Source organism: Nocardioides daeguensis (genome assembly GCF_019192965.1).
In the GTDB taxonomy this organism is placed as follows: domain Bacteria; phylum Actinomycetota; class Actinomycetes; order Propionibacteriales; family Nocardioidaceae; genus Nocardioides; species Nocardioides daeguensis.
In genome coordinates, this window is sequence record NZ_JAHTKU010000003.1 from 53,922 (window position 1) to 79,767 (window position 25,846).

General features: G+C 71.8%; 26 protein-coding genes and 1 tRNA gene. 3 read left to right on the plus strand and 24 right to left on the minus strand.

Annotated elements, in window-relative coordinates:
* Positions 1 to 2: 2 nt before the first annotated feature.
* From KU893_RS01990 to KU893_RS02085, 20 genes are all read right to left on the minus strand, one after another.
* Positions 3 to 410, minus strand: coding sequence for a F0F1 ATP synthase subunit epsilon (locus KU893_RS01990; RefSeq protein ID WP_218232641.1), 408 nt, complete (start codon positions 408 to 410; stop codon positions 3 to 5).
* A 2-nt stretch (positions 411 to 412) separates the two neighbouring features.
* The gene (gene atpD / locus KU893_RS01995) at positions 413 to 1,867 is read right to left on the minus strand and encodes a F0F1 ATP synthase subunit beta (RefSeq protein ID WP_218232642.1); all 1,455 of its coding nucleotides are present in this window, start codon (positions 1,865 to 1,867) and stop codon (positions 413 to 415) included.
* A 31-nt stretch (positions 1,868 to 1,898) separates the two neighbouring features.
* On the minus strand, positions 1,899 to 2,813 hold the full coding sequence (locus tag KU893_RS02000; protein WP_218232643.1) for a F0F1 ATP synthase subunit gamma: 915 nt from the start codon (positions 2,811 to 2,813) through the stop codon (positions 1,899 to 1,901).
* A gap of 3 nt (positions 2,814 to 2,816) precedes the next feature.
* Complete coding sequence (gene atpA, locus KU893_RS02005; RefSeq protein WP_218232644.1) at positions 2,817 to 4,454, minus strand: F0F1 ATP synthase subunit alpha; 1,638 nt, start codon at positions 4,452 to 4,454, stop codon at positions 2,817 to 2,819.
* Positions 4,455 to 4,516: 62 nt separating this feature from the next.
* Complete coding sequence (locus KU893_RS02010; protein WP_246591626.1) at positions 4,517 to 5,323, minus strand: F0F1 ATP synthase subunit delta; 807 nt, start codon at positions 5,321 to 5,323, stop codon at positions 4,517 to 4,519.
* Positions 5,323 to 5,883, minus strand: coding sequence for a F0F1 ATP synthase subunit B (locus KU893_RS02015; protein ID WP_218232645.1), 561 nt, complete (start codon positions 5,881 to 5,883; stop codon positions 5,323 to 5,325). The genes KU893_RS02010 and KU893_RS02015 overlap by 1 nt, the downstream gene beginning before the upstream one ends.
* Positions 5,884 to 5,931: 48 nt before the next feature.
* Positions 5,932 to 6,150, minus strand: a complete 219-nt coding sequence (gene atpE, locus KU893_RS02020; RefSeq protein WP_036542107.1) for an ATP synthase F0 subunit C — start codon at positions 6,148 to 6,150, stop codon at positions 5,932 to 5,934.
* A gap of 74 nt (positions 6,151 to 6,224) precedes the next feature.
* The gene (gene atpB, locus KU893_RS02025; RefSeq protein ID WP_257440973.1) at positions 6,225 to 7,022 is read right to left on the minus strand and encodes a F0F1 ATP synthase subunit A; all 798 of its coding nucleotides are present in this window, start codon (positions 7,020 to 7,022) and stop codon (positions 6,225 to 6,227) included.
* A gap of 16 nt (positions 7,023 to 7,038) precedes the next feature.
* Complete coding sequence (locus KU893_RS02030; protein ID WP_218232646.1) at positions 7,039 to 7,302, minus strand: AtpZ/AtpI family protein; 264 nt, start codon at positions 7,300 to 7,302, stop codon at positions 7,039 to 7,041.
* Between the two features lie 30 nt (positions 7,303 to 7,332).
* Complete coding sequence (locus KU893_RS02035) at positions 7,333 to 7,731, minus strand: hypothetical protein (RefSeq protein ID WP_218232647.1); 399 nt, start codon at positions 7,729 to 7,731, stop codon at positions 7,333 to 7,335.
* 118 nt (positions 7,732 to 7,849) lie between these two features.
* The gene (locus tag KU893_RS02040) at positions 7,850 to 9,019 is read right to left on the minus strand and encodes a glycosyltransferase family 4 protein (protein ID WP_218232648.1); all 1,170 of its coding nucleotides are present in this window, start codon (positions 9,017 to 9,019) and stop codon (positions 7,850 to 7,852) included.
* The gene (locus KU893_RS02045) at positions 9,012 to 9,752 is read right to left on the minus strand and encodes an L-threonylcarbamoyladenylate synthase (RefSeq protein WP_257440971.1); all 741 of its coding nucleotides are present in this window, start codon (positions 9,750 to 9,752) and stop codon (positions 9,012 to 9,014) included. The genes KU893_RS02040 and KU893_RS02045 overlap by 8 nt, the downstream gene beginning before the upstream one ends.
* Positions 9,749 to 10,633 carry a peptide chain release factor N(5)-glutamine methyltransferase gene (prmC, locus tag KU893_RS02050; RefSeq protein ID WP_218232650.1) on the minus strand — a complete coding sequence of 295 codons (885 nt, stop codon included), beginning with the start codon at positions 10,631 to 10,633 and terminating at the stop codon, positions 9,749 to 9,751. The genes KU893_RS02045 and prmC overlap by 4 nt, the downstream gene beginning before the upstream one ends.
* A gap of 2 nt (positions 10,634 to 10,635) precedes the next feature.
* Positions 10,636 to 11,709 (minus strand): peptide chain release factor 1, encoded by a 1,074-nt coding sequence (gene prfA / locus KU893_RS02055; protein WP_218232651.1) that lies wholly within the window; start codon positions 11,707 to 11,709, stop codon positions 10,636 to 10,638.
* A gap of 157 nt (positions 11,710 to 11,866) precedes the next feature.
* Entirely contained in the window at positions 11,867 to 12,082 is a 216-nt protein-coding gene (rpmE, locus tag KU893_RS02060; protein ID WP_218232652.1) for a 50S ribosomal protein L31, read from the minus strand.
* Positions 12,083 to 12,205: 123 nt separating this feature from the next.
* The gene (gene rho, locus KU893_RS02065) at positions 12,206 to 14,146 is read right to left on the minus strand and encodes a transcription termination factor Rho (protein ID WP_372449654.1); all 1,941 of its coding nucleotides are present in this window, start codon (positions 14,144 to 14,146) and stop codon (positions 12,206 to 12,208) included.
* Between the two features lie 192 nt (positions 14,147 to 14,338).
* Positions 14,339 to 15,253: a homoserine kinase gene (gene thrB / locus KU893_RS02070; protein WP_218232653.1), complete on the minus strand. Its 915-nt coding sequence runs from the start codon at positions 15,251 to 15,253 to the stop codon at positions 14,339 to 14,341.
* 4 nt (positions 15,254 to 15,257) lie between these two features.
* On the minus strand, positions 15,258 to 16,328 hold the full coding sequence (gene thrC / locus KU893_RS02075) for a threonine synthase (protein WP_218232654.1): 1,071 nt from the start codon (positions 16,326 to 16,328) through the stop codon (positions 15,258 to 15,260).
* Between the two features lie 2 nt (positions 16,329 to 16,330).
* Positions 16,331 to 17,635, minus strand: a complete 1,305-nt coding sequence (locus KU893_RS02080; protein WP_218232655.1) for a homoserine dehydrogenase — start codon at positions 17,633 to 17,635, stop codon at positions 16,331 to 16,333.
* A 106-nt stretch (positions 17,636 to 17,741) separates the two neighbouring features.
* The gene (locus KU893_RS02085; protein ID WP_218232656.1) at positions 17,742 to 18,683 is read right to left on the minus strand and encodes an NADP-dependent oxidoreductase; all 942 of its coding nucleotides are present in this window, start codon (positions 18,681 to 18,683) and stop codon (positions 17,742 to 17,744) included.
* Between the two features lie 103 nt (positions 18,684 to 18,786).
* On the opposite strand from KU893_RS02085, the gene KU893_RS02090 reads away from it, so the two are divergent.
* The gene (locus KU893_RS02090; protein WP_218232657.1) at positions 18,787 to 19,734 is read left to right on the plus strand and encodes a GlxA family transcriptional regulator; all 948 of its coding nucleotides are present in this window, start codon (positions 18,787 to 18,789) and stop codon (positions 19,732 to 19,734) included.
* Here the strand turns inward: KU893_RS02090 and KU893_RS02095 are convergent.
* Both KU893_RS02095 and KU893_RS02100 read right to left on the minus strand, forming a co-directional pair.
* A complete protein-coding gene (locus KU893_RS02095) occupies positions 19,731 to 21,074 on the minus strand; it encodes an MFS transporter (protein WP_218232658.1) in 1,344 nt (447 codons plus the stop codon). The genes KU893_RS02090 and KU893_RS02095 overlap by 4 nt on opposite strands.
* Positions 21,071 to 22,030 carry a zinc-binding dehydrogenase gene (locus tag KU893_RS02100; protein ID WP_218232659.1) on the minus strand — a complete coding sequence of 320 codons (960 nt, stop codon included), beginning with the start codon at positions 22,028 to 22,030 and terminating at the stop codon, positions 21,071 to 21,073. The genes KU893_RS02095 and KU893_RS02100 overlap by 4 nt, the downstream gene beginning before the upstream one ends.
* A 36-nt stretch (positions 22,031 to 22,066) precedes the next feature.
* Between KU893_RS02100 and soxR the strand changes: the two genes are divergently transcribed.
* Positions 22,067 to 22,528 carry a redox-sensitive transcriptional activator SoxR gene (soxR, locus tag KU893_RS02105; RefSeq protein ID WP_218232660.1) on the plus strand — a complete coding sequence of 154 codons (462 nt, stop codon included), beginning with the start codon at positions 22,067 to 22,069 and terminating at the stop codon, positions 22,526 to 22,528.
* Positions 22,529 to 22,554: 26 nt separating this feature from the next.
* On the opposite strand, the gene lysA is transcribed toward soxR, so the two are convergent.
* Positions 22,555 to 23,940 (minus strand): diaminopimelate decarboxylase, encoded by a 1,386-nt coding sequence (gene lysA / locus KU893_RS02110; RefSeq protein WP_218232661.1) that lies wholly within the window; start codon positions 23,938 to 23,940, stop codon positions 22,555 to 22,557.
* A complete protein-coding gene (gene argS, locus KU893_RS02115) occupies positions 23,940 to 25,610 on the minus strand; it encodes an arginine--tRNA ligase (RefSeq protein ID WP_218232662.1) in 1,671 nt (556 codons plus the stop codon). Before argS ends, lysA begins: the two co-directional genes overlap by 1 nt.
* Positions 25,611 to 25,706: 96 nt before the next feature.
* Here argS and KU893_RS02120 point away from each other — a divergent pair.
* Positions 25,707 to 25,779: transfer RNA gene (locus KU893_RS02120), tRNA-Arg, on the plus strand.
* Positions 25,780 to 25,846: the final 67 nt, after the last annotated feature.

Here is a 25,846-nt window from a genome sequence, read left to right on the forward strand (position 1 = left end):
TTCTAGGAGACCTTCTCCGCGGCGCGGATCCGCGCCTCGGCGTGACGGACACGCTGCTCGGCCTCGTTGCTCGAGTCGAGCAGCCGCTTGGCCTCCTCGAGGTCGATGCGCGCCTGGGACACCTCGATGTCCTCGGCGAGCTCGACCCGCTCGGCCAGGATCGACACGCGGTCGCCCGCCACCGAGAGGAAGCCACCGTCGACGGCGACGACGACCAGCTCGTTGGAGTTCGCGACCTGGATCTCGACCACCGAGGCGGAGAGCAGCGACAGCGTGGGCGCGTGGCCGCGCAGCACGCCGATGTCTCCCTCGAGCGTGCGCGCGATGATCATCGCCGCCTCACCGGACCACACGGTCCGGTCGGCAGCGACGAGCTCGACGTGCAGGTGCTCGACCGTGGTGTCAGCCATGATCAGAGGCTCTTCTGGATCTCGGCCCAGTTGCGCTCGACGTCGTCGAGACCACCGCACATGAAGAAGGCCTGCTCGGCGACGTGGTCGTACTCACCGTCGGCGATCTTGTTGAACGCCTCGATGGTCTCGGCCACGGGAACCGTCGAGCCCTCGATGCCGGTGAACTGCTTGGCGACGTAGGTGTTCTGCGACAGGAACCGCTGGATACGACGCGCGCGGGACACGATGATCTTGTCCTCTTCGGAGAGCTCGTCGACACCGAGGATCGCGATGATGTCCTGGAGCTCCTTGTTGCGCTGCAGGATCTGCTTGATCCGGATCGCGCAGTCGTAGTGCGCCTGACCGATGTACTGCGGGTCGAGGATCCGCGAGGTCGAGGTCAGCGGGTCGACGGCCGGGTAGATACCCAGCGACGCGATCTCACGGGAGAGCTCGGTCGTGGCGTCGAGGTGCGCGAAGGTCGCGGCCGGGGCCGGGTCGGTGTAGTCGTCCGCGGGGACGTAGATCGCCTGCATCGAGGTGATCGAGCGGCCGCGCGTCGAGGTGATCCGCTCCTGCAGGGTGCCCATCTCGTCGGCCAGGTTGGGCTGGTAGCCCACGGCGGACGGCATGCGGCCGAGCAGGGTCGACACCTCGGAACCGGCCTGCGTGAACCGGAAGATGTTGTCGATGAACAGCAGCACGTCCTGGCCCTGGACGTCGCGGAAGTACTCCGCCATCGTCAGCGCGGAGAGCGCGACGCGCAGACGCGTGCCCGGCGGCTCGTCCATCTGGCCGAAGACGAGGGCGACCTTGTCGAAGACACCGGCCTCCTTCATCTCCACGATCAGGTCGTTGCCCTCACGGGTGCGCTCGCCGACACCGGCGAACACCGACACACCGCCGTGGTTCTTGGCGACACGCGCGATCATCTCCTGGATGAGCACGGTCTTGCCGACACCGGCGCCACCGAACAGACCGATCTTTCCACCGGTCACGTACGGCGCGAGCAGGTCGATGACCTTGATGCCGGTCTCGAACATCTGGGTCTTCGACTCGAGCTGGTCGAAGGCCGGCGCCTTGCGGTGGATGCCCCACCGCTCGGTCACCTCGACGGTCTCGCCCTCCTCGAGGTTGAGGAAGTCACCGGTGGCGTTGAAGACCTTGCCGAGGGTGACGTCGCCGACGGGGACGCTGATCGGGCTGCCCGTGTCGGACACGGTCTGGCCGCGGACCAGGCCGTCGGTCGGCTTCAGCGAGATGGCGCGGACCATGCCGTCACCGATGTGCTGGGCCACCTCGAGCGGCAGCACCGAGGTCTCGCCGTCGAGGGTGATCTCGGCCTCGAGCTTGTTGTAGATGTCGGGCATCGCGTCGGTCGGGAACTCGATGTCCACGACCGGGCCGATGACCCGAGCGATCCGACCCACCGAGGCCGCACCGCTGGCGGTGGTCTCTTCAACCGTTGCAGTCATGTCTTACTCCGTTGATGTTTTCTCTGGTGGGTCAGTCGTTCGCAGCCTGGGCGTCGGCGAGCGCGTTCACGCCACCGACGATCTCGCTGATCTCCTGGGTGATGCCCGCCTGGCGCGCCTGGTTGGCGATCCGGGTGAGCTTCTTGATCAGCTCCTCGGCGTTGTCGGTCGCCGACTTCATGGCCTTCTGGCGGGCGGCGAGCTCGGAGGCCGCGGCCTGCAGGAGGGCGTAGAAGATGCGGCTCTGGACGTACTGCGGAAGCAGTCCGTCCAGCACCTGGGCCGCCGACGGCTCGAACTCGTAGAGCGGCAGCAGCTCGTCGGCCGCGGGGGCCTCCTCGCCCTCGACGACCTCGAGCGGCAGCAGCCGGATCGCGGTCGGCTCCTGGGTGAGCATCGAGCGGAACCGGGTGTAGACCACGTGGACCTCGTCCACGTCACCGTCCTCACCCTGCTCCTTGAGGAACGCCTCGATCAGCGCCGCCCCGATCTCCGCCGCCTTGTCGTAGGTCGGCTGGTCGGAGAAGCCGGTCCAGGCCTGGACGTAGGGACGCTGGCGGAACTTGAAGTACGCCTCCGCCTTGCGCCCGGCGAGGTAGAAGTCGAGCTCCTTGCCCTCGGCACGCAGCCGCTCGGTGAGGCGCTCGGTCTCCTTGATGACGCTCGAGGAGTAGGCACCCGCCAGGCCGCGGTCGCTGGTGATGACCAGCACGGCGGCCCGCTTCGGGTTCTCCTGCTCCCGCGTCAGCGGGTGGTCGACGTTGGAGAACGTCGCCACCGCCGACACGGCACGGGTCAGCTCCCGGGCGTACGGCGCTGCCGCCTGCGCCCGCTGCTGCGCCTTGATGATCCGGGACGCAGCGATGAGCTCCATGGCGCGCGTGATCTTCTTCATCGACTCCGTCGACTTGATCCGCGCGCGGTACTCACGCAGCGATACGGCCATGCGTCAGCCCCGCTTCTGCTTGACGATCTGCTCCTGCTCGAGCTCGTCGTCGGCGAGCGCACCGGCCTCGGGCTCGTGCCCGACCTTGATGCTGCCGCCGTCGGAGGTCTCGAACTGGCTCAGGAAGGTGTCGTAGGCCGCGGCGAGGCCGTCCTCGACCTCGAACTTCTGCGTCTCGCGGATCGCGGCCAGCAGGCCGTCGTGCGAGCGACGCAGGTAGTCGAGGAACTCGCTCTCGAAGCGGAGCACGTCGCCGGTGGCGACCACGTCGAGGCGGCCGGAGGTGCCGAGCCACAGCGAGACGGTCATCTCCTCGAGCGGGTACGGCGAGTAGGCCGGCTGCTTGAGCAGCGCCATCAGCCGCTGGCCACGGGCCAGCTGCTGCTTGGACGCGGCGTCGAGGTCGGAGGCGAACATCGCGAAGGCCTCCATGGCGCGGTACTGCGCGAGGTCGACCTTGAGCGAACCGGTGACGGCCTTCATCGCCTTCGTCATCGCCGAGCCACCCACGCGGGAGACGGAGATGCCGACGTCGATGGCCGGGCGCTGGTTGGCCGCGAACAGGTCCGACTGCAAGAAGATCTGGCCGTCGGTGATCGAGATGACGTTGGTCGGGATGAACGCCGAGACGTCGTTGGCCTTGGTCTCGATGATCGGCAGGCCCGTCATCGAGCCCGCGCCGAGCTCGTCGGACAGCTTCGCGCAACGCTCCAGCAGGCGGGAGTGCAGGTAGAAGACGTCACCCGGGTAGGCCTCGCGGCCCGGCGGACGACGCAGCAGCAGCGACACGGCACGGTAGGCCTCGGCCTGCTTGGTCAGGTCGTCGAACACGATGAGGACGTGCTTGCCCTGGTACATCCAGTGCTGGCCGATGGCCGAGCCGGTGTAGGGGGCGAGGTACTTGAAGCCCGCGCTGTCGGACGCCGGAGCCGCCACGATCGTGGTGTACTCCAGGGCGCCGGCCTCCTCGAGGGCGCCACGCACGGAGGCGATGGTCGAGCCCTTCTGGCCGATCGCGACGTAGATGCAGCGGACCTGCTTGCTCGGGTCGCCCGACTCCCAGTTCTGCTTCTGGTTGATGATCGTGTCGATCGCGACCGTGGTCTTGCCGGTGGCGCGGTCGCCGATGATCAGCTGGCGCTGGCCGCGGCCGACCGGGGTCATCGAGTCGATGGCCTTGATGCCGGTGGCGAGCGGCTCGTGGACCGACTTGCGCATCATCACGCCGGGGGCCTGGAGCTCGAGGGCACGGCGACCCTCGGTGGCGATCTCTCCGAGGCCGTCGATCGGCTTGCCGAGCGGGTCGACGACGCGGCCCAGGTAGCCCTCGCCGACGGGGACCGAGAGGATCTCGCCGGTGCGGCGGACCGTCTGGCCCTCCTCGATCTTGTCGAAGTCACCGAGGATGACGACACCGATCTCGCGGTCCTCGAGGTTCAGCGCGAGGCCGAGCGTGCCGTCCTCGAACTCGAGGAGCTCGTTGGCCATGGCCGACGGCAGGCCCGACACGCGGGCGATGCCGTCCGCGGCGGAGGCGACGGCGCCGACCTCTTCCTTGCTCGCGGCCGCGGGCTGGAAGTCAGCGACGTACTTGGCGAGGGCGTCGCGGATCTCGTCCGGACGGATGGAGAGTTCCGTCATCTCTGGTGCCTTCTCTCTTGTCTACAGCTGTGAAGTCGTGGGGTGGTACGGCGATCGCGGCGTCAGCCGGCGATCTTGCGGCGAGCGTCGTCCAGGCGGGCCAGGACGGTTCCGTCGATGACGTCGTCCCCGATCTCCACCTTCATGCCGCCGATCACGCCGGCGTCGACGACGATGTTGAGGTGCACCGGACGGCCGTACTGGCGCGTCAGTGCGGCGGCGAGACGCCGCTGGTCGGCCTCGGCGAGCGGGCGGGCGACGTGCACGGTGGCAACGCCCTCGCCCTGCACCTGCGCCGCGGTGCGCTCGTAGTCCTCGAGCGCGGCGACGACGGTCCGGTAGGAGCCGGACAGCGCCTGCTTGACCAGCTGCACGGTCGTCGGGAGCACCTTGCCGGTGAGCAGGGTCTCGATGAGCGCGCCCTTGTCGGCCGCGGAACGGACCGGGTCGGACAGCGCGTCGCGCAGGCCGTGGTTGCCGATGACCAGCTGGCGCACGGAGAACAGCTCGTCGACCAGAGCGTCGCCCTGCAGGCCGACGGACCGGACGGCGGCGATCACACCGAGCTGCTCGAGCGCGTCGGCGAGGTCGCGGGGGCGGGTCCAGCGCCGGCCGACCGCGTCACGCAGCAGGCCGACCGTGGCCCCGTCGACCTTGCCGCTGAACAGGTCGCCGACGAGGCCCGAGCGGGCCTCGACCGGAACCGACTGGTCGGTGACCACCCGGCGCAGCGCCGCCTCGGCCCGCAGGGTGCGGGCCGCGGAGAAGAGGTCGCCGGCCACCGTGGAGGCCGACGCCTCGGCCACCCCACCGACCTGGTCGGTGAGGGCGGCCATGGCGTCTGCGGAGGCGCCGCGGAAGGACACCATCAGGCGTCCTTGCCCGCGTCGGCGGCCTCGGCCGTCTCGAGCTCGGCGAGGAACCGCTCGACGACCCGCGCCTGACGCGCGTCGTCCTCGAGCGACTCACCCACGATGCGACCGGCGAGACCGGTGGCGAGGGTGCCGACCTCGGCACGGAGCGAGGTGACCGCCTGCTGGCGCTCCGCCTCGATCTGCGCCTTGCCGTGCTCGACGATGCGGGCGGACTCGACCTGAGCCTGCTCCCGCATCTCGGCCACGATCGCGGCACCCTGCTCGCGCGCCTCCTCGCGGATGCGCGCGGCCTCGTGACGGGCGTCGGCCAGCTGCTGCTCGAGCTCGGCCAGCTTGGCGTCCGCCTCGGCCTGCTTGGTCGCAGCCGCGGCGATGCCGCCCTCGATCGCCGCGGAACGCTCGGCGAACGTCTTCTCGAAGTTCGGGACGACGAACTTCTTGATGGCGAAGAAGAGGATCGCGAAAGCGACGAGGGCGAGCACGACCTCGATCCACTCGGGGGCGAGCGGGTTGTGCTCTTCCGCCTCTGTGGCGGCGATCAACAGTGACTTCATGGACCTGACCTAGCTAGATCTCGTGCTGACAGGAGGCGGCCGTACGGCTCAGGTGTTCGAAGCCTTGAGGACGAACGCCAGGGCGATGCCGATGATGGCGAGCGCCTCGGCGAGCGCGAAGCCGAGGATCGCGATCGACTGGAGGCGGCTCTGCGCCTCGGGCTGGCGGGCAACGCCGTTGATGTACGCGGCGAAGATCAGACCGATGCCGATACCCGGGCCGATGGCGGCCAGGCCGTAACCGATCATGTTGAGAGAGCCACCCATGGCTACTTTCCTTTCGGGTTGTTTTCTCGTGCTGAGAACTGTGGGTTGTGGTGCAGTGGTGAGAGCGGGGAGGGTCAGTGCTCGTCGGCGAGCGCGCCCTGGATGTACATCGCGTTGAGCAGGACGAACACGTAGGCCTGCAGGACCTGGACCAGGATCTCCAAGAAGCTGATGGCGATCGCCAGCACCCAGGCGAGCGGACCGGCGACGTAGCCGATCCCGCCCACGTGCTCGATGAGGTAAAGGCCGCCGGTGGCGAAGAGCACCAGCAGGATGTGGCCGGCGAACATGTTGGCGAACAGACGCAGGGCCAGCGTGACCGGGCGGACCAGGATGTTGGAGAAGAACTCCAACGGGACCAGCAGCGGGTACATCACCGGGCTGACACCCGACGGGACGCTCTGCAGCTTGAGGTAGCCGAGGAGGCCGTGCTTGGCGATGCCGACGCCGTTGTAGACCACCCACGACAGACCCGCCAGCGCGTAGGCCATGCCCGCGCGGCTGAACGTCGGGAACTGGATGAACGGGATGCTGGCGAACAGGTTGTTGACCAGGATGAAGAAGAAGATCGTGACCAGGTACGGCACGAACCGCTGGAAGTCGTGGCTGCCGATGATGTCGCGGGCGACGCTGTTGCGGACGAAGCCGTAGGCGCCCTCGCCGGCGAACTGGAGCTTGCCGGGGACGAGCGCGCGCTTGCGGGCGGCCAGGAAGAAGAAGCCGAACACCAAGATCGCCGCGAGGAACAGCTGGACCATCGGCTTGGTGACCTCGGTGCCGGCGATGCCGGGGAGGTCGAAGATGCTCGGGCCGGGCGCGTTGAACGTGTCGCCACCCTCGGCGGCGATGGTGGCGCTGGCTGCGGTGATCACCAGGTCTCCTCTGCGGTCACTGCTCGTCTGAACTGTCGGACTTCGGGCTGTCGGGTGGAGCTGGTGGATCTGGTGGCGCCACGGGCGTCATGCGGAAGCGCCGGGCCGTCATGAAGATCCCCAGCGCGGCACCCGCGAGAATGCCCACCGCCACGAGGAACGTCGTACCCAACCAGCGGTCCGCCAGCCAGCCGAGGAAGCCGTAGAACGCGACCCCGGCCACGACGTAGCCGAACGCGTGCCACGGATCGCCCTGGGGCTTCTCCTCGGGCTGACTCATTGCGCCCCGGACAATAGCAGTCGCTCCGGGTCATCGCGCACCGCCCTCGACCGGGGCCGCGGGCCGCGGCTCGAAGGCCGGGATCCGGGCCGTCGTGGCGAGCACGATCTGCACCGTCATCCACACGAACGCGCCGAGGATGATGGCGATGCCGACCCACGTGCTGTCGAGCTCGTCGTCGAGCAGGCCGGACTCGTTGAGCGCGACGAACACCAGCGCCATGGCCACCACCTGGAAGGTGTAGGTGAGCATCGCGAAGAGCAGCGACGCGGTCGGCATCAGCCGCGAGACCAGCTCGACGGCGAACGATCCGAAGGCGAAGACGCCCACGGCGATCACTCCCCCGACGGCGGCGCCGAGCGCGGCGGACGAGCCGGCGCCGAGCGCGGCGACCACGACGAGGAGCACCGCGGCCGCGGCAGCAACCAAGGCTGCACGCAACACCACGCGGTGTGTCCGGGTCTCGGTCGTCAGCATCGGCGGCCGTTCTGCTCGGGTGCGTCCTGGGCGGTCTCGGAGGTTGCCCTCCGGGAGTTCGTGAAAGTTATCACAAAGTCCCGGAGGGCTCCGAATCGGGGGTCGCCTCCGGCTCCCTGAGCGCCTCCGCGGGATCGTGCACGTGGGGCAGCGCGAAGGTGAGAGCGAGGGTCACGAGCAGGCTCACGCCCAGCCCGGCCCACACCACCGGCCCCGTGAACACGCTGGCCAGGACGACGCCGAACGCGATCAGGCCGGCCCACAGCCACATGATGATCACCGCCCGGCGGTGGGAGTGGCCGATCTCGAGCAGTCGGTGGTGGAGGTGCTGCTTGTCGGGCGCGAACGGCGAGCGCCCGGCCCGCGTGCGTCGTACGACGGCCAGGACCAGGTCGCCCAGGGGCACGATCAGGATCAGGATCGGCAGCGCGAACGGCAGCAGCACCGGGAGCAGGCTCGACCGGGTGCCGTCGGCACCCTGGGCGAGGTCACCGGGGGCGAACTGGGTGGTGATCGTGATCGCCGTTGCGGAGAGGACCAGGCCGATCAGCATCGACCCGCTGTCGCCCATGAACAGGCGGGCCGGGTGGAAGTTGTGGACCAGGAAGCCCACACAGGCGCCGGCCAGGGCCGCGGAGAGCAGGGCTCCGGTGGTGGCCCGGCTGACGTCGTTGAGGACCGACAGGGCGTAGCAGAACAGGAAGAACGCCGACGCGCTGATCCCGATCACCCCGGCCGCCAGGCCGTCGAGCCCGTCGATGAAGTTGACCGCGTTGACGGTCGCCAGCACCACGAAGGCGGTCAGCAGCGCACCCTGGCCGGTGTCGAGCGCGAACACTTCGCCGGTGGCCTGGTAGAAGTACTTGAACTGGATGCCGGCGTAGACCAGCACCCCCACCGCCAGTACCTGGCCGCCGAACTTCGTGAGCGCATCGAGGTCGAAGATGTCGTCGACCACGCCGACCGCGCAGACCAACGTCCCCGCGACGAGCACCGAGAGCGCGTCGTCCGAGAACGGGTTGCGGGTGCTCAGGAACGGCAGCTGCTGGGCCACCAGGTAGGCCGCCCAGAGGCCGCCGAGCATCGCGAGACCACCGAGGTAAGGGATCGGCTCCGCATGGACGTCGCGGTCGCGGACCTTCGCGACGGCCCCCGTGCGCAGTGCGATCTCCCGAGCGACGACCGTCAGCAGGTAGGTGACGATCGCCGCGACGAGGAAGACGACGAGGTACTCACGCATCGGAGGGCGCGGCCTCCTGCTCCCCCGGCTGCTCCCCCGGTTGCTCCCCCGGTTGCTCCCCCGGTTGCTCGTCCGGCTCGACCTGGACGGTGATGCCGAGGTCGGACAGCGCGGCGTCGAGGTCGGCGACCGGGATCGCGCCGAGGCGCAGCAGCCGCGGACGCTCGCCGGTGGCGTCGAGGATCGTCGAGGGAACCGTGCCGGGCGAGGCGCCGGCGTCGACGACGACCGCGACGGACTCCCCCAGCATCTCGATCGCCGCGTCCGCGTCGAGGGCGGCCGGGCGTCCGGAGAGGTTGGCGGAGCTGACCGCGAGCGGCCCGGTGCGGTCGAGCAGCTCACGGGCCACGGCGTGGTCGGGCATCCGGATCGCGACCGTGCCGCGGGTGTCGCCCAGGTCCCACTGCAGCGACGGCTGCTGGTGGCACACGATCGTCAGCGCGCCGGGCCAGAACCTCTCCACCAGCGGCGCGACGTACGACGGCACACGGGTCGCGAGCGCCTCGAGCGTGCCCTTCGTGCCGACGAGCACGGGAGGCGGCATCTCGCGGCCGCGGCCCTTGGCGGCCAGCAGCCGCGCGACCGCGTCGGGGTCGAAGGCGTCGGCACCGACGCCGTAGACGGTGTCGGTGGGAAGCACGACCAGACGGCCCAGCCGGACTGCGCGGCTCGCCGCGTCCAGCGCCGCCTCGCGCTCCTCGTCGGTCTCGGTCGGGAACCGCTCGGCACTCACGCTCGCCATCCTCCCACCGAGTGGTGCTCGAGGTGCGGGCGGCGTGCCGTGGTGAACCGCGGCCGGCCGGCGAGGTCACGGTGGTCGCGGACCTCCTCCCACCGCCCGCCGCTGCTGAACACCGCCGGGGCGGACTCGCCCTGGACGTCGGCGTGCTCCACGCCGACCACGCCCCCGGGCTTGAGCAGGACCAGGCCGCGGGCGGCGATCACCCGGATCGCGTCCAGACCGTCGTCGCCGGAGAACAGGGCCAGGTGCGGGTCGTGGTCCCGGGCCTCGACGGCCACCGACTCCCACGCCTCCAGGGGTACGTAGGGCGGATTGCTGACCACGACGTCGACGCTCCCGGCGAGGTCGTCGAACGCGGTGGCGAGGTCGCCGAGGCGCAGCTCGACGCCGGTGCCGACGAGGTTGCGCTCGGCCCAGGCGTGGGCGGGCGGGTCGAGCTCGACGGCGAACACCTCCGCCTGCGGCACCTCGTCGGCGATGCTCTTCGCGATCACCCCCGAGCCGGTGCACAGGTCGACGACGACCGGGGTCCGCCCCGTCGCCACGATCGCCTGCGCCTGGTCGATCGCCCAACCGGCCAGCAGCTCGGTCTCCGGGCGCGGCACGAAGACGCCGGGGCCGACGGCGACCTCGACGTGCCGGAACCAGGCCGCCCCGAGCAGGTGCTGGAGCGGCTCCCGGGCGGCGCGGCGGGCCAGCAGGTCGTCGTACCGCTGCTGTTGGTCGGGGCCGAGGCCGGGCGCAAGGAACAGCTGGCCCCGGGTCGTGCCGAGGACGTGCGCGAGCAGCTCGCCGGCGTCGTGCTCGGGGCTCGCGACCCCGGCTGCCCGGAGCCGGCCGGCGGCCTCACGGAGCAGGTCGCGGGTCTCCACGCTCACTCCTCGAGGGCGGCGAGGCGGGCGGCCAGGTCGGTCTCGACGCAGGAGTCGAGAACCGGCTGGAGGTCACCGTCGAGCACCTGGTCGAGGTTGTAGGCCTTGTAGCCGGTGCGGTGGTCGGAGATCCGGTTCTCCGGGAAGTTGTAGGTGCGGATCCGCTCGGAGCGGTCGACGGTGCGGACCTGGCTGCGCCGGGCGTCACTGGCCTCGGCGTCGGCCGCCTCCTGCGCGGCCTGGAGCAGCCGGGCCCGCAGGATGCGCATCGCCTGCTCCTTGTTCTGCAGCTGCGACTTCTCGTTCTGGCAGCTGACCACGATGCCGGTCGGCAGGTGCGTGATCCGCACCGCCGAGTCGGTCGTGTTGACGCTCTGACCGCCGGGGCCCGAGGAGCGGAAGACATCGATGCGCAGGTCGTTCTCGTTGACCTCGACGTCGACCTGCTCGGCCTCCGGCATCACGAGCACGCCGGCTGCACTGGTGTGGATCCGGCCCTGCGACTCGGTCACCGGGACCCGCTGCACCCGGTGCACACCACCCTCGTACTTGAGCAGGGCGTACGGCGCCTGGCCGGGCTCGACGCTGCCGGTGCTCTTGACCGCGACCGTGACCGACTTGTAGCCACCGAGGTCGGACTCGGTCGCGTCGAGGACCTCGGTCTTCCAGCCACGACGCTCGGCGTACCGGCTGTACATCCGCAGCAGGTCGCCCGCGAAGAGCGCGCTCTCCTCACCCCCCTCGCCCGACTTCACCTCGAGCAGGACGTCCTTGTCGTCGGCCGGGTCGCGGGGCACGAGCAGCCGGCGCAGCCGCTCGGCCGCATCCTCGCGGGCCACGAGGAGGGTGTCGACCTCCTCGGCGAACGCCGGGTCGTCGGCGGCCAGCTCCCGCGCGGCATCCGCGTCGTCGCCGTAGCGCTGCCACTCGCGCCAGGTGGCGATGACCGCGTTGAGCTCGGCGTAGCGGCGGTTGAGCGTGCGGGCCAGCCGGGCGTCGGCGTGGGTCTCGGGCAACGCCAGCCTCGACTCGAGCTCGGCGTGCTCGGCGAGCATGCCCTCGACGGCTTCGAACACCTGGACTCCTTCAGCTGCATGGATCCCCGGATGTCCGGGGATCCATGCGCTGGTCAGGGGTTGCAACCCCTGACCAGCGCATGAACTCCCTGACAAGGTCGGACAAAGCGAAGCGCCGGCCGTCCGCGGTGGGCGGACGACCGGCGCTCGGAGACGGCTACTTCTTGCCGACGTTGGCGTAGCGGGCCTCGAACCGGGCCACGCGGCCGCCGGTGTCGAGGATCTTCTGCTTGCCGGTGTAGAACGGGTGGCACTGCGAGCACACGTCGGCGTGGATCGAGCCGGAGGTCGCGGTGCTGCGGGTGGTGAACGTGGCGCCACAGGTGCAGGTCACCTGGGTCACGACGTAGTCGGGGTGGATGTCCTTCTTCATGGTGTCCTCTCACGGGGGTCCGGGTCGCACCACGGGTTGTGGGACGTGAACCGGAGCCAACAGTCGATTCTACGGGCGGCGACCACGCCACCCAAATGCGGGGCCGCCGACCCCGCGCGGCGATCAGTCGCGCTGGACCTTGAGCAGGAACTCGTAGTTGGTGCGCGAGTTCCGCAATCGCTGCAGCAGGGCCGCGTGCGCCTCGGCGCGGTCGCCCTCGGCGAGCTCGCGGCGCAGCTTCCAGATGATCTCGAGCTCCTCCTTGCCGAGCAGCAGCTCCTCGCGGCGGGTGCCCGACGCGACCACGTCGATGGCCGGGAACAGCCGCTTCTCGGCGAAGTCGCTGCGCAGCCGCAGTTCGAGGTTCTCGGTGCCGCGCAGCTCCTCGAAGATCACCTCGTCCACGCGGGAGCCCGAGTCGACGACCGCGGTGGCGAGGATGGTCAGCGAGCCGCCGTTCTCGATGTTGCGGGCGGCACCGAAGAACCGCTTCGGCGGGAACAGCGCAGACGAGTCGACGCCACCGGACAGGATCCGGCCGCTGGCGGGCGCCGCCAGGTTGTAAGCGCGGCCCAGGCGGGTCAGCCCGTCGAGCAGGATGACCACGTCGTGGCCGAGCTCGACGAGGCGCTTGGCCCGCTCGACGGCCAGCTCGGCCACCGTCGTGTGGTCGATCGCGGGCCGGTCGAAGGTGCTCGCGATGACCTCGCCCTTGATCGAGCGCTCGAAGTCGGTGACCTCCTCGGGCCGCTCGTCGACGAGGACGACCATGAGGTGGCACTCGGGGTTGTTGGCCGTGATCGCGTTCGCGATCGACTGCAGCAGCGTCGTCTTGCCGGCCCGGGCGGGTGAGACGATGAGACCGCGCTGCCCCTTGCCGACCGGCGCCGCCATGTCGATGAGGCGCCCGGTCAGGTCGTCCGGTCCGGTCTCGAGGCGCAGCCGCTCGGTCGGCGAGACGGGCGTGAGCTGGGTGTACTCGACCCGGCTCTTCGCGTGCTCCGGGTCGACGCCGTTGACCGACTCGATGCGGACCATCGGGTTGAACTTCTCGCGGCGCTCGCCGTCACGCGGCTGACGGACCTGGCCGGTGATCGCGTCACCGCGGCGCAGGCCGTACTTGCGGACCATCGAGAGCGACAGGTAGACGTCGTCGGGCCCGGCGAGGTAGCCGGCGGTGCGGACGAACGCGTAGTTGTCGAGCACGTCGAGGATGCCGGCCGCGGGCACCAGGACGTCGTCCTCGCGCACCTCGGTGTCGGGCTCGCGGCCGGTCCGGCTGGTGCGGTCGCGGTCGCGGTCCCTGCCGCGGCGGCGGCGGTTGCGGCGGCTGCCGCCCTCGCCGTCGCCGTCGTCGTCGATCTCGTCGTGCTCACCGGCCGCCGCGGCGCGGGCCTGGTCCTGCTGGTTCTGCTGCTGGTTCTGCTGCTGGTTCTGCTGCTGGTTCTGCTGCTGGTTCTGCTGCTTGTGCTGGGGCTGGTCCTGCTTGGGCTGACCCCCCTGCTTGTGCTGGGTCTGCTGCTGCGTCTGCTGCTGGTTCTGGCCGCCCTGCTTCTGCTGGCGCTGGCCGCCTTGCTTGTGCTGAGCCTTCGGCTCGTCCGCCTTGGGCTGCTCGGCCTTGGACTGCTCCGCCTTGGACTGCTCGCCCCTCGGCTGGTCGTCCCTGGGCTGGTCGGCCTTGGACCGCTCGGCCCTCGGCTGCTCCGCCTGCGGCTGGGGCTGGGGCTGCTGCTCGGCCTTCTGCTCGGCCTTCCGCTCGGCCTTCCGCTCGGGCTGCTGCTCACGCGCGGGCTGCTCCGCCGTCGACGCGGACTCGGCCGCCTTGGGCCGCTCGGCGGCGGGCGCAGTGCGCTGCGTCGCGGCGCCGGCCTGGGCGGCCTTGATCGCCTCCACGAGGGCGGCCTTCTTCATCGAGCCGGCACCGCGGATGCCCATGCCTGCGGCCATCGCCTTGAGGTCGACGAGCAGCATGGCGTTGAGTCCACCCGTGCGCTTCTTCGGGGCGGCGGCGGTAGCCGCCGGGGCGTCCGAGGCAGGCGCGGTGGATTCGGGAGTTTCGCTCACGTGAGTCCTTCCCACGTATCTCGTGCGCTCCGCGATCGGACGACGGCGGAACACGCACTGGTCTGGTTCTGCGAAGGTCCGGCCGGCCGATGGCCGGGTCGTTCCTGGAAGAGGGGCGAGCCGAGCCCGCCGGGGCGCCGAGAACTGCGGCGCAGCGTCAATGTATCACCACGGTGGTGCGGATCACGGTGGTCAGCGCTCGTCCGGCGCGGCGCCGGTGACGTCGACCGCCAGCGCGTGCGCGCCCCACCCCTCGGGGCAACGGGCGAGGAGCTCCCCGGTCGCCACCGATCCGGGGCCGTCCGTGAATGCCAGCACGGTGGGTCCGGCGCCGGAGATCACGGCCGGGATGCCCTCGGCGCGCAGCCTCTCGACGAGGGCGAGGCTCTCGGGCATGGCCGGGCGGCGGTACTGCTGGTGCAGTCGGTCCTCGGTCGCCCGCAGCAGCTCCTCGGGACGGCCCGAGAGCGCCGCGACGAGCAGGGCCGCGCGGCCGGCGTTGGCCGCCGCGTCCGCATGGGGTACGGCGGCCGGCAGCAGGCTGCGCGCCGCCTCGGTCGCAACCGGGGTGGTGGGCACGAACACGACCGCGCCGACGCGCGGGTCGACGCTGCCGCGAACCGCCCAGAACGAGCCGTCGTCGTCCTGGCCGGAGATGACGAACCCGCCGAGCAGCGCCGGGGCGACGTTGTCCGGGTGGCCCTCGAGCCGGGCGGCGAGGTCGAGCAGCGCGTCGTCGTCGAGGAGGAGGCTGCCGCCGGCGACCAGCTCGCGGGCCAGCCACACGCCGGCGACGATGGCGGCCGACGAGGAACCGAGCCCGCGGGCGTGCGGGATGACATTGACGCAGGACAGGCGCAGCCCGGTCGGCTGCTTGCCGAGGCGCTCGAAGGTCGCGCGCATGGCGCGGACCACGAGGTGCCGCTCGTCGAGCGGGACCTGGCCCTCGCCGTACCCCTGGACCTCGACGACCAGGCCGGCGGGGAGGACCTCGGCCTCGAGCCGGTCGTGCAGGTCGAGCGCGAGGCCGAGGGTGTCGAACCCGGGGCCGAGGTTGGCCGACGTGGCCGGCACCCGGACCCGGACCGGGCCGTCCACGAAGGTCATCGGCTCACAGACCCGCAGCCTGTGCGGCGGCGTCGACGTCGGCCTCCACCACGATGTCGGGCATGACCAGGCCCTCGAGGGCGGTGGCGATGTCCTTGAGGCCGTGGCCGGTGACGGTGATCGCGACGACGGATCCCCGGTAGGACTCCCCCGCCTCGAGCTCGGCGAGCAGACCGGCGATGCCGGCGGCCGATGCGGGCTCGACGAAGACGCCGTCGTTGCTGGCCAGCGCCTTCTGCGCGGCGAGGATCTGGGCGTCGGAGACCGCCGCGAAACGGCCACCGGACTCGTCACGAGCGGCCTCGGCGAGCTTCCAGGAGGCGGGGTTCCCGATCCGGATCGCGGTCGCGAGCGTCTCGGGGTCGGGGAACGGCTCGCCGGTCACCAGCGGCGAGGCGCCCTCGGCCTGGAAGCCCCGCATGACCGGCCTCTTGGTGGCACGACCCAGAGCGGCGTACTGGGTGTAGCCGAGCCAGTAGGCCGAGATGTTGCCGGCGTTGCCGACCGGCAGCAGGTGGAAGTCGGGAGCGTCGCCGAGGAAGTCGACGATCTCGAAGGCCGCGGTCTTCTGGCCCTCGAGGCGGGCCGGGTTGACCGAGTTGACCAGCGCGACGGGGTACTTCCACGCCATCTCACGCGCCATCCGGAGGCAGTCGTCGAAGTTGCCGCGGACCTGGATCACCTTCGAGCCGTGCAGCACCGCCTGCGCCATCTTGCCGGCGGAGATCTTGCCCTCGGGCACCAGCACGATCGGGGTGACGCGGGCCTTGGCGGCGTACGCCGCCATCGACGCGGACGTGTTGCCGGTCGACGCGCACACGACGGCCTGGGCGCCCTCGTGGACGGCGACCGAGAGGGCGGTGGTCATCCCGCGGTCCTTGAACGAACCGGTCGGGTTGTTGCCCTCGACCTTGAGCCACACCTGGGCTCCGGTCAGCCCGGAGAGCCAGTCGGAGTGGACCAGCGGGGTGCCGCCCTCACGCAGCGTGACCGCCGGCGTGTCCTGGGGGATGTCGAGCAGCTCGCGGTACTCCTCGATGACGCCCCGCCACTGGCCGTTCGCGGTAGTGCTCATGCTCACTCTTCAGCTCCCTCGACGCGCATCACCGAGGTGACCTCGCGGACGATGTCCATGTCACGCAGCTGGTCGACGGTCGCGGCCAGGGCCGCATCCGTCGCCTCGTGCGAGACGACGACGAGCTGGGCGTCGTTGCCCCTGCCCTCCTGACGTACGGTCTGGATCGAGACGCCGTGCTCGGCGAAGGCCTGCGCCACCGCCGCCAGCACGCCCGCCTTGTCCTCGACGTCGATGGCGACGTGGTAGCGGGTGCGGGTCTCCCCCATCGGCAGCACCGCCCGGTCGGCGTACGCCGACTCGCCGACGCCGCGCGTGCCCTGGCGGTGGTTGCGCGCGACCGTGACGAGGTCGCCGAGGACGGCGCTCGCGGTCGGGGCACCGCCGGCGCCCGGGCCGTAGAACATGAGCTGCCCAGCGGCCTGGGACTCCACGAAGACCGCGTTGTAGGCCTCGCGGACGCTCGCCAGCGGGTGCGACCTCGGGATCATCGCCGGGTGGACGCGAACGCTGACCGCCTCCTCGCCGCGCTCGTCGACACGCAGCTCGGCGATCGCGAGCAGCTTGACGACGCTGCCCATCTCGCGCGCCGAGCGGACGTCGCCGGCGGTGACCTCGGTGATGCCCTCGCGGTGCACGTCGGCGGCGGTCACCCGGGAGTGGAACGCCAGGCTGGCGAGGATCGCGGCCTTCGCAGCAGCGTCGAAGCCCTCGACGTCGGCGGTCGGGTCGGCCTCGGCGTACCCGAGCGCCTGGGCCTCCTCGAGCGCGTCGCCGAAGCCCGCGCCGGAGGTGTCCATCTTGTCGAGGATGAAGTTGGTGGTGCCGTTGACGATGCCGAGCACCCGGGTCACCTTGTCGCCCGCGAGCGACTCGCGCAGCGGGCGCAGGATCGGGATGGCGCCGGCGACGGCCGCCTCGTAGTAGAGGTCGCGGCCGGCCTTCTCGGCGGCCTCGAACAGGGTCGCGCCGTCCTCGGCGAGCAGCGCTTTGTTGGCCGTGACGACCGACGCGCCGTGCTCGAGCGCGGACAGGATGAGCGACCGGGCAGGCTCGATGCCGCCGATCACCTCGATCACCACGTCCACGTCGTCGCGGGCGACGAGCGCCGCGGCGTCCGTCGTGAGCAGCCCGGCCGGCACCTCCACCTCGCGGGGGCTGTCGAGGCGCCGCACGGCGACCCCGACGAGCTCCACGGGCGCTCCGACCCGGGCGGCCAGGTCGTCGGCCTGCTCGCCGAGCAGCCGCACCACCTGCGACCCCACGGAACCGCAGCCGAGCACGGCAACCTTGAGAGGACTGTTCACGCGCTGATCGTATCGGCGGCACTCGACCCTCCCGCCAGGGACGGCAGAACGCGGACAACCTGCGGCGCGATCCGGTTCCGCCCGGGCGCGCCCGGGCGTGCGTGCCTCAGGGCAGCGTGACGACGACCTTCCCCGTGACCCGGCCGGTCTCCACCCTCTCCTGGGCGGCGACGATCTCGTCGAACGGGAAGGTGGCGTCGACGAGGACGGTGAGTCGTCCGGCATCGGCCAGGGCGGCGACCTCGGCGAGCGCCGGGCCGTCGGCGGTGACCATGATCCGCTCGACGCCGGTCGCCCCGGCGCCCCGCAGCTCCTCGACGGCCCCGTCCGGGAACCCGGTGATGGTGACGATCGCCGTGCCTTCCCGCACCGCCCCCAGCGGCGGGACGCCGTCGCCGACCGTCGACAGCACGACGTCGACCGGTGCGAGAGCCGCCAGGGCGGCGTCGTCGCGGTAGTCGATCGTCTCGTCGGCACCCAGGCCGGCCAGCACGGCGTGCTTGGCCGGGCTCGCGGTGGCGATCACGTGCGCGCCGCGGGCCTTGGCGAGCTGGACCGCCAGGTGACCCACCCCGCCGGCGCCGCCGAGCACCAGCACCCGCTTGCCCGCGGCGTCGCCGACCAGGCCGGCCGCGTCGAACGCGTGCCACGCGGTGAGGACCGCCAGCGGGGCGGCGCCCTGCTGCTCGACCTTCCACGACGTCGGCGCCTTCGCCAGGTCCGCGGCCGGGACGGCGACCAGCTCGGCGAGGGTGTGCGCCGCTCGCGGGAACCGGGCCAGGCCGAACACGGCATCCCCGACCGCCAGGGACGTCACGGCCGACCCCACGGCGGCCACCTCGCCGGCCACGTCCCACCCGGGCAGCGGCGAGTACTCGATCGGCCCGAAGTCGGCGGCTGCCGCCCGGATCTTGACGTCGACCGGGTTGAGGCCGACCGCGGCGACCCGCACCAGCACCTCGTCGTCCGCGGGCACGGGCGCGGCCACCTCTACCCACTCGATGACCTCGGCGGGCGCACCGGGCCCGGTGTAGCGCACTGCACGCATGACTGCTCCTTCTGGGTTCGGCTGTCTCTCGGAGCCTCCAGCCTTCCGGCCGGGCCGGCCCTCAACCAGTGGCCAGATAGACGACATGTGTCATGATCTGGCCATGGCTACACCGCACCGCATCGGGGTCGTCGCGCTTCCCGGCGTCTACGCCTACGAGCTCGGCATCGCCTCCCGGTTCTTCGGGGCCGCCGAGGTGGACGGCCGGCCCGCGTACGAGGTCGTCACGTGCAGCCTGGACGGCCGACCGGTGGCGACCTCCGCCGACTTCTCGATCGCGGTCGCCGCCGACCGCTCGGTCCTCGACGAGGTCGACACGATCGTCGTACCCCCGTGGGGCACGGCCCTCGACGGCGCGGACCCGGTCGGACTGGCGCACCGGTCGGCGCAGCGGGTGGTGTCGTACTGCACCGGCGCCTTCACCGTCGCCGCCTCCGGCCTGCTCGACGGTCGCGCCGCGACGACCCACTGGCGTACGGCGGAGCACTTCCGCGCCACCTTCCCCCAGGTGGACTTCCAGCCCGACGCCCTGTTCGTCGACGAGGGCGACGTGCTGACCGCAGCGGGCGCGTCGGCCGCCATCGACCTCACCTTGCACATCATCGCCAAGGACCTCGGCGCGGCCGTCGCGGCCGACGTGTCGCGGGCGACGCTCGCCCCGCCGCACCGCGGCGGCGGTCAGTCGCAGTTCGTCGCACGTCCCGTGGTCGCCGACGGCCCCGGGACCACCGCGGAGGTCCGTGCCTGGCTCCTGGACCGCCTCGACCAGCCGGTCAGCCTGGACGAGGTCGCCCGGGCCTTCGGCCTGAGCGTGCGGACGCTGACCAGGAGGTTCCGCGACGAGACCGGCCTGACCCTGGGGAACTGGCTGGCCCAGGCCCGGGTCGAGCGGGCCAAGGAGCTGCTGGAGACCACCGACACCGGCATCGACCGGGTCGCCGACCTGTCCGGATTCGGCACGGCGGCCGCACTGCGCAAGCACTTCCGCGACCGCGTCGGGCTGCCTCCGCAGCAGTACCGGTCCCGCTTCTCCGTGCGGGCGTCAGCCTAGGACCCTCCCAGGCGCGCCGCCGGGACCAGGGCCAGAGCACCGACCACGGCGGCGACGACGACGAGCCCGGTGGCGGCGGCGACCGGCGTGGTCGCCGCGAAGCTCGCGAACACCACGCCGCCGAGGGCGAGCCCGGCGCTGTTGGTGAGGTAGTCGTTGACCTGGAGCGCCGACGAGGTGCGTCCTTCCTCTCCCTCCCGGGCCGTGGCGAGGGCGAGGACCGAGAGGGTCGAGAAGGCCATCCCGATGCCGAGGCCGGCGCACGCCCACCCCAGGACCGGTACGACGAGCGGGACTCCCGGCGCCGCCACGAGCGCGAAGCAGCCGATGCCACCGCCGAGGAGCACGGCACCGAGCCGGACCCGGGTCGGCTGGTCGGCGAGCACCCGCCACCGGGCGGCCAGGACGGCGCCGACGGACCAGGTCACGGCGCCGACGGTGAGCACCCAGCCGGCCTCGGCCAGGGAGAGCCCTCGCCGGAGGGTGAGCAGGAGCGGGACGTAGACCTCGGCCGCCGCGAAGGCGGTGCCGATGGCGGCGCGGGAGCCGAGGACCGCCGGGAGACCGGCCCCCATCCGCCAGGCGCCCGGCGGCAGCAGGCGTCGGCCGCCGGCGCCGATCGCGACCAGGCCCAGGGCGACGAGGAGCGGCCAGGCCGGCAGGGTGCGCTGGCCGGCGAGGCTGACCAGCAGGACACCGCCGGCGGCCAGCACCGCAAACGGGAGCCTGCGCGGCTCGGCGCGCTCGACCCCGGGCCGCGACGGTGCGCCGGCGACCAGCAGCCAGGCGGCCACCGCGACCAACGGGACACCGAGGAACACCCAGCGCCAGCCGACCGCCGCCGCGACCTGGGCCGCGAGCACCGGGCCGACCAGGGCCGGGAGCACCCAGGCGGTGGTCAGCACCGCGAACACCCGCGGCCGCAGGTGTTCCGGGTAGGCCTGCGCGATCACGACGTAGAGGGCGACGCCCAGCACGCCACCGCCGTACCCGTGCACGAGGCGCCCCAGCAGGAAGACCGGCATCGACGGCGCGAGCCCGGCGACCACGACGCCCGCGCAGAAGACGAGCAGGCCGCGGCGCAGGGCCGGGCCCGGTCCGCGGCGGTCCACCTCGGCGCCCGCCGCGGCGAGGGCGACGATCGAGGCCGCCAGCGGAGCGGCGAACGCGACGGCGTACCAGCGCAGGCCGTCGAGGTCGTCGGCGACGTCGGGCATCACGGTGGCGACGGCGAGCGCCTCGAAGGCGAAGAGGAAGGCGAGCGAGAAGACGCCGACCGTGGTCCGGCCGTGCCTGCCCCGCCACGGCGAGGTCGCCGTGGGCTCGGCCAGGGCGGTCACCGCGACGACCGCTCGACCAGGAGGACCACCTTGCCCGTGGTCGCGCCGGCCTCGAGCGCACGGTGTGCGGCGGCGGCGTCGGCGAGGGGGAAGACGCTGCCGACGTACGGGACCCGGGAGCCGTCGGCCGCGGCATCGAGGGCCGCGCGCTCGAACTCGGCCAGGCGGCTCATGATCGGCGGGCCGAGCACGTCGACGACGCGACGCTGCGGGTCGTCGTACGCGTTCTGGGTGCCGGACGCCCAGCCGAAGCGGACCAGCCGGCCCCCGGGCGCGAGCCGGTCGTAGAGCACCTGGCCGACCTCGCCGCCGACGCCGTCGAGGACCAGGGTGAGCGGGCCGGGGACGCCGTCGGCCCAGCCCGGGGTACGCCGGTCGAGCGCCGGGTCGGCGCCGTGCCCGGCGGCGATCGCCACCTTGTCGGCCCCGCCGGCGACGCCGACGGCCCTCGCGCCGGCGTTGCGCACCCCCTGCAGGAGGAGCGTGCCCAGCCCGCCGGCGGCGGAGGTCACCGCGACGACGTCGTCGGCCGTGATCCCGGAGAGGTCGAGGATCGCGGCCGCGGTGCGGCCGGTACCGATCGCGGCCACCCCCGTCGCGGCGTCGAGGTGGTCGGGCAGGGGGTAGGCCCTGGTCTCATCGACGACCGCCTGGTCGGCGTACCCACCGCCGGCGAAGCCGAGGTGGGCGACCACCCGTCGGCCGAGCCACGACTCCTCGACACCCACGCCGACCCGGTCGACGGTGCCGGCGACCTCACGGCCCGGAACAGCGGGAAGCTCGGGCGCCGGCCCCGCCCCGAAGGACTCCCCCGCCCGGATCGAGGTGTCGAGCAGGTGGGCCCCGGCGGCCTCGACCGCGATCCGGAGCTGGCCGGGCGCGGGGTCGAGGTCGGGCAGCTGCTCGAGGTGGAGGACGTCGGCGGTCCCGAAGGAGTGGTGGCGGATCGCGTGCATGACGGCATCCGACAACCTGAACTAGGGTTGAGGTCAATGGACCTCAACCGCGCACTGCGCAGCCACGACCTGACGCCCGGCGACGTCGCCCACCGCTCGGGCGTCGCCGTCTCCGCGCTGCACTACTACGAGCGCGAGGGGCTGATCACCAGCATCCGGACCGCCGGCAACCAGCGGCGCTACCACCGCGACGTACTGCGCCGGGTCGCCTTCATCCGGGTCTCGCAGGGCGTCGGGGTCTCGCTCGCCGAGATCCGCGACGCCCTGGCCACCCTTCCCGAGGGCCGGACCCCGACCAAGGCCGACTGGGCGCGCCTGTCCCGGTCCTGGCGCAGCACGCTCGACCAGCGGATCAGCCGGCTCGAGAAGCTGCGCGACACCCTCGACGACTGCATCGGCTGCGGCTGCCTGTCGCTACGGTCGTGCTCGCTGGCCAATCCCGGCGACGTCCTCCAGGAGTACGGCGACGGGCCGATCAGGCTGGCCGATGGCGCCTGAGCGGCTCCGGGTGGGCGCGCGCCCGCTCAGCCGATGTCGGTGGCGAGCAGGTCCTCGACCGTCTCGCGCCGTACGACGACCCGGGCCTGCCCGTCCTTGACCGCGACCACCGGCGGGCGGAGGGCGTGGTTGTAGTTGGACGCCATGGACCGGCCGTAGGCGCCGGTGCCGGGCACCGCGAGCAGGTCGCCGGGGGCGATGTCGCCGGGGAGGAACTCGTCCTTGACCACGATGTCGCCGGACTCGCAGTGCTTGCCGACGACCCGCGCGAGCACCGGGGTCGCGGTCGAGGCACGGGACGCGAGCGTGCAGGAGTAGTCGGCGTCGTACAGGGCCGGGCGGATGTTGTCGCTCATGCCGCCGTCGACGGAGACGTAGGTGCGGGTGGCGCCGCCGTCGAGGGCGACCTCCTTGACCGTGCCGACCGTGTAGACGGTGCACATCGCGGGACCGACGATCGCACGGCCGGGCTCGACGGACAGGTGCGGGACCGCGATGCCGAGCGCCGCGCACTCCCCCGCGACGATCTTCGTGATCTGCTCGGCCAGGTCGGCGGGGGCCGCCGGCGTGTCCTGGGTCGTGTAGGCGATACCGAAGCCGCCGCCCAGGTCGAGCTCCGGCAGCACCACGTCGAGCTCGACGGCGATGCGGGCGTGCAGGGCGAGCACCCGGCGCGCCGCGACCTCCCAGCCGGAGGTGTCGAAGATCTGCGAGCCGATGTGGCTGTGCAGGCCGCGCAGCTCGAGGCCGTCCTGCGCGACGACACGGGAGGCGGCCTCGAAGGCGTCGCCCGAGGAGATCGAGAAGCCGAACTTCTGGTCCTCGTGGGCCGTCGCGATGAACTCGTGGGTGTGTGCCTCGACACCGGCGGTCACCCGGATCATCACGCCCTGGCGTACGCCGAGCTGGCGCGCGACGTCGGCGACCCGCTCGATCTCGTGGAACGAGTCGACGATGATCCGGCCGACCCCGGCGTCGACCGCGCGGCGCAGCTCCATGGCGGTCTTGTTGTTGCCGTGGTAGCCGATCCGCGCCGGGTCGGTGCCGGCCCGCAGCGCGACGGTCAGCTCGCCGTCGCTGCACACGTCGAGGCACAGCCCCTCCTCCGCCACCCACCGGGCGACGGCCGTGCACAGGAACGCCTTGCCGGCGTAGTAGACGTCGTAGCCGGCGAAGCCGTCGCGGAACGCGCGGGCCCGCGACCGGAAGTCGTCCTCGTCGAGGACGTACGCCGGCGTGTTCACGTCGGCCACGAGGTCCGGGACCGCCAGCCCGCCGACGTGGAGCACCCCGTCGTCGTCCTTGCGCGCCGACGCCGGCCACAGGACCGGCACCAGCGCGTTGACGTCGGCCGGCTCGCGCAACCAGTGCGGGGAGGTACCGGCGTAGTCACCGGGCGGGACGCGTCCCATCACATCCGCTCCGGCGCGGAGACGCCGAGCAGGTCGAGACCGTTGGCGATCACCGTCTGCGTGGCGACGACGAGCACCAGGCGGGCCAGGTTGGCCGGGCCGACCGGCTCGTCGCCCTGCGGCAGCATCCGGCACTCCTTGGTGTCGTACCACTTGTTGAAGACCGACGCGGTGTCCTCGAGGTAGCGCGCCACCCGGTGGGGCTCGCGCAGCTCGGCGGCGCTGGCCACGACCCGCGGGTACTCCGCGAGCGCCCGGAGCAGCTCACCGTCGCGCTCGTGGTCGAGCAGGCTCGGGTCGAAGGCGTCGCCGGGCAGAGCCATGCCGAGGTCGGCGGCGTTCGCGAGCATCCGGCAGGTACGGGCGTGGGCGTACTGGACGTAGTAGACCGGGTTGTCGTTGGACGCCTTGGTGATCTCCGCGACGTCGAGGGTCAGCGGCGAGTCGGCCGGGTAGCGCGCCAGCGAGTAGCGCAGGGCGTCGACGCCGATCTCCTCGGCGAGCTCGTTGAGGGTCACGATCGTCCCGGCACGCTTGGAGAGCTTGAGCTCCTGCCCGTCGCGCAGGATCTTGACCAGCTGGCCGATCATCACGTCGAGGGTCTGGTCGGGGTCGTCGCCGACGCAGGCCGCCATCGCCCGCAGCCGGCCGACGTACCCGTGGTGGTCGGCGCCGAGCAGGTAGATGCAGTGCTCGAAGCCGCGGGCCCGCTTGTTGAGGTAGTAGGCGGTGTCGGAGGCGAAGTAGGTGAGCTCGCCGTCGGACTTGATCAGGACCCGGTCCTTGTCGTCGCCGAAGTCGGTGGTGCGCATCCACAGCGCACCGCCCTCCTCGAAGACGTGGCCGAGGTCCTTGAGCCGCTGAAGCGTCTGCGGCACCGAGCCCGAGTCGTGCAGCGAGAGCTCGGAGAACCACACGTCGAAGTGGGTGTTGAAGGAGTCGAGCTGCGCCTGCTGCTCGGCGAGCTGGATCTCGTAGCCCTTCGCGCGTACGGCGGCGCGCCGCTCCTCGCCCTCGAGCTGGAAGATCCCCGGGCTGGCCGCCTCGACTGCCTTCGCGAGGTCGTCGATGTAGGCGCCGGCGTAGCCGTCCTCGGGCTTGGGCTCCCCCAGCGCCGAGGCGATGATCGAGTCGGCGAAGTGGTTCATCTGCACGCCGCGGTCGTTGATGTAGAACTCCCGCGTCACCTCGGCGCCGGCCGCCGCGAGCACCCGCCCGATCGCGTCGCCGAGCACCGCCCACCGGGTGTGGCCCAGGTGCAGCGGCCCGGTCGGGTTGGCGGAGATGAACTCCACGTTGATCTTCTGGCCGTGCAGGGTGTCGGTGCGCCCGTACGACGAGCCGGCGGCGACCACCTCGGCCGCCACCTGGCCCTGCGCCCCGGCCTCGACGGTGATGTTGAGGAACCCCGGCCCGGCCAGCTCGACGTCAGCGATCCCGTCGGCCTCCTTGAGCCGAGCCGCCAGGAGCTCGCCGAGCGCGCGCGGGTTGGTGCCGGCCTTCTTCGCCAGCTGCAGCGCGACGTTGGTCGCGTAGTCGCCGTGCCCCTTCTGCCGGGGTCGCTCCACCGTCACCTCGGTCGGGACGCCGTCGGGCAGGGCGAGGTCACCCTGGTCGACGAGCGTCGAGAGGGCGTCGACGATCGTGGTGGAGAGCTGCGCTGGAGTCACCGGCCAAGGGTATCGAGGGGCACCGGTTTCCTTTGCACGGACGACGCCCGGTAAGGTTCCTCACCGCGCCTCCCGACCTCACGGATCGGGGCGCATGCCTCCGTAGCTCAGGGGATAGAGCACTGGTTTCCGGTACCAGGTGTCGCAGGTTCGAATCCTGCCGGAGGCGCTCACCGGCCCGTGACGGTCCGAGGAACGAGGACCGTCACGGAGCAGACGGGGAGGTCGAGTAGCGC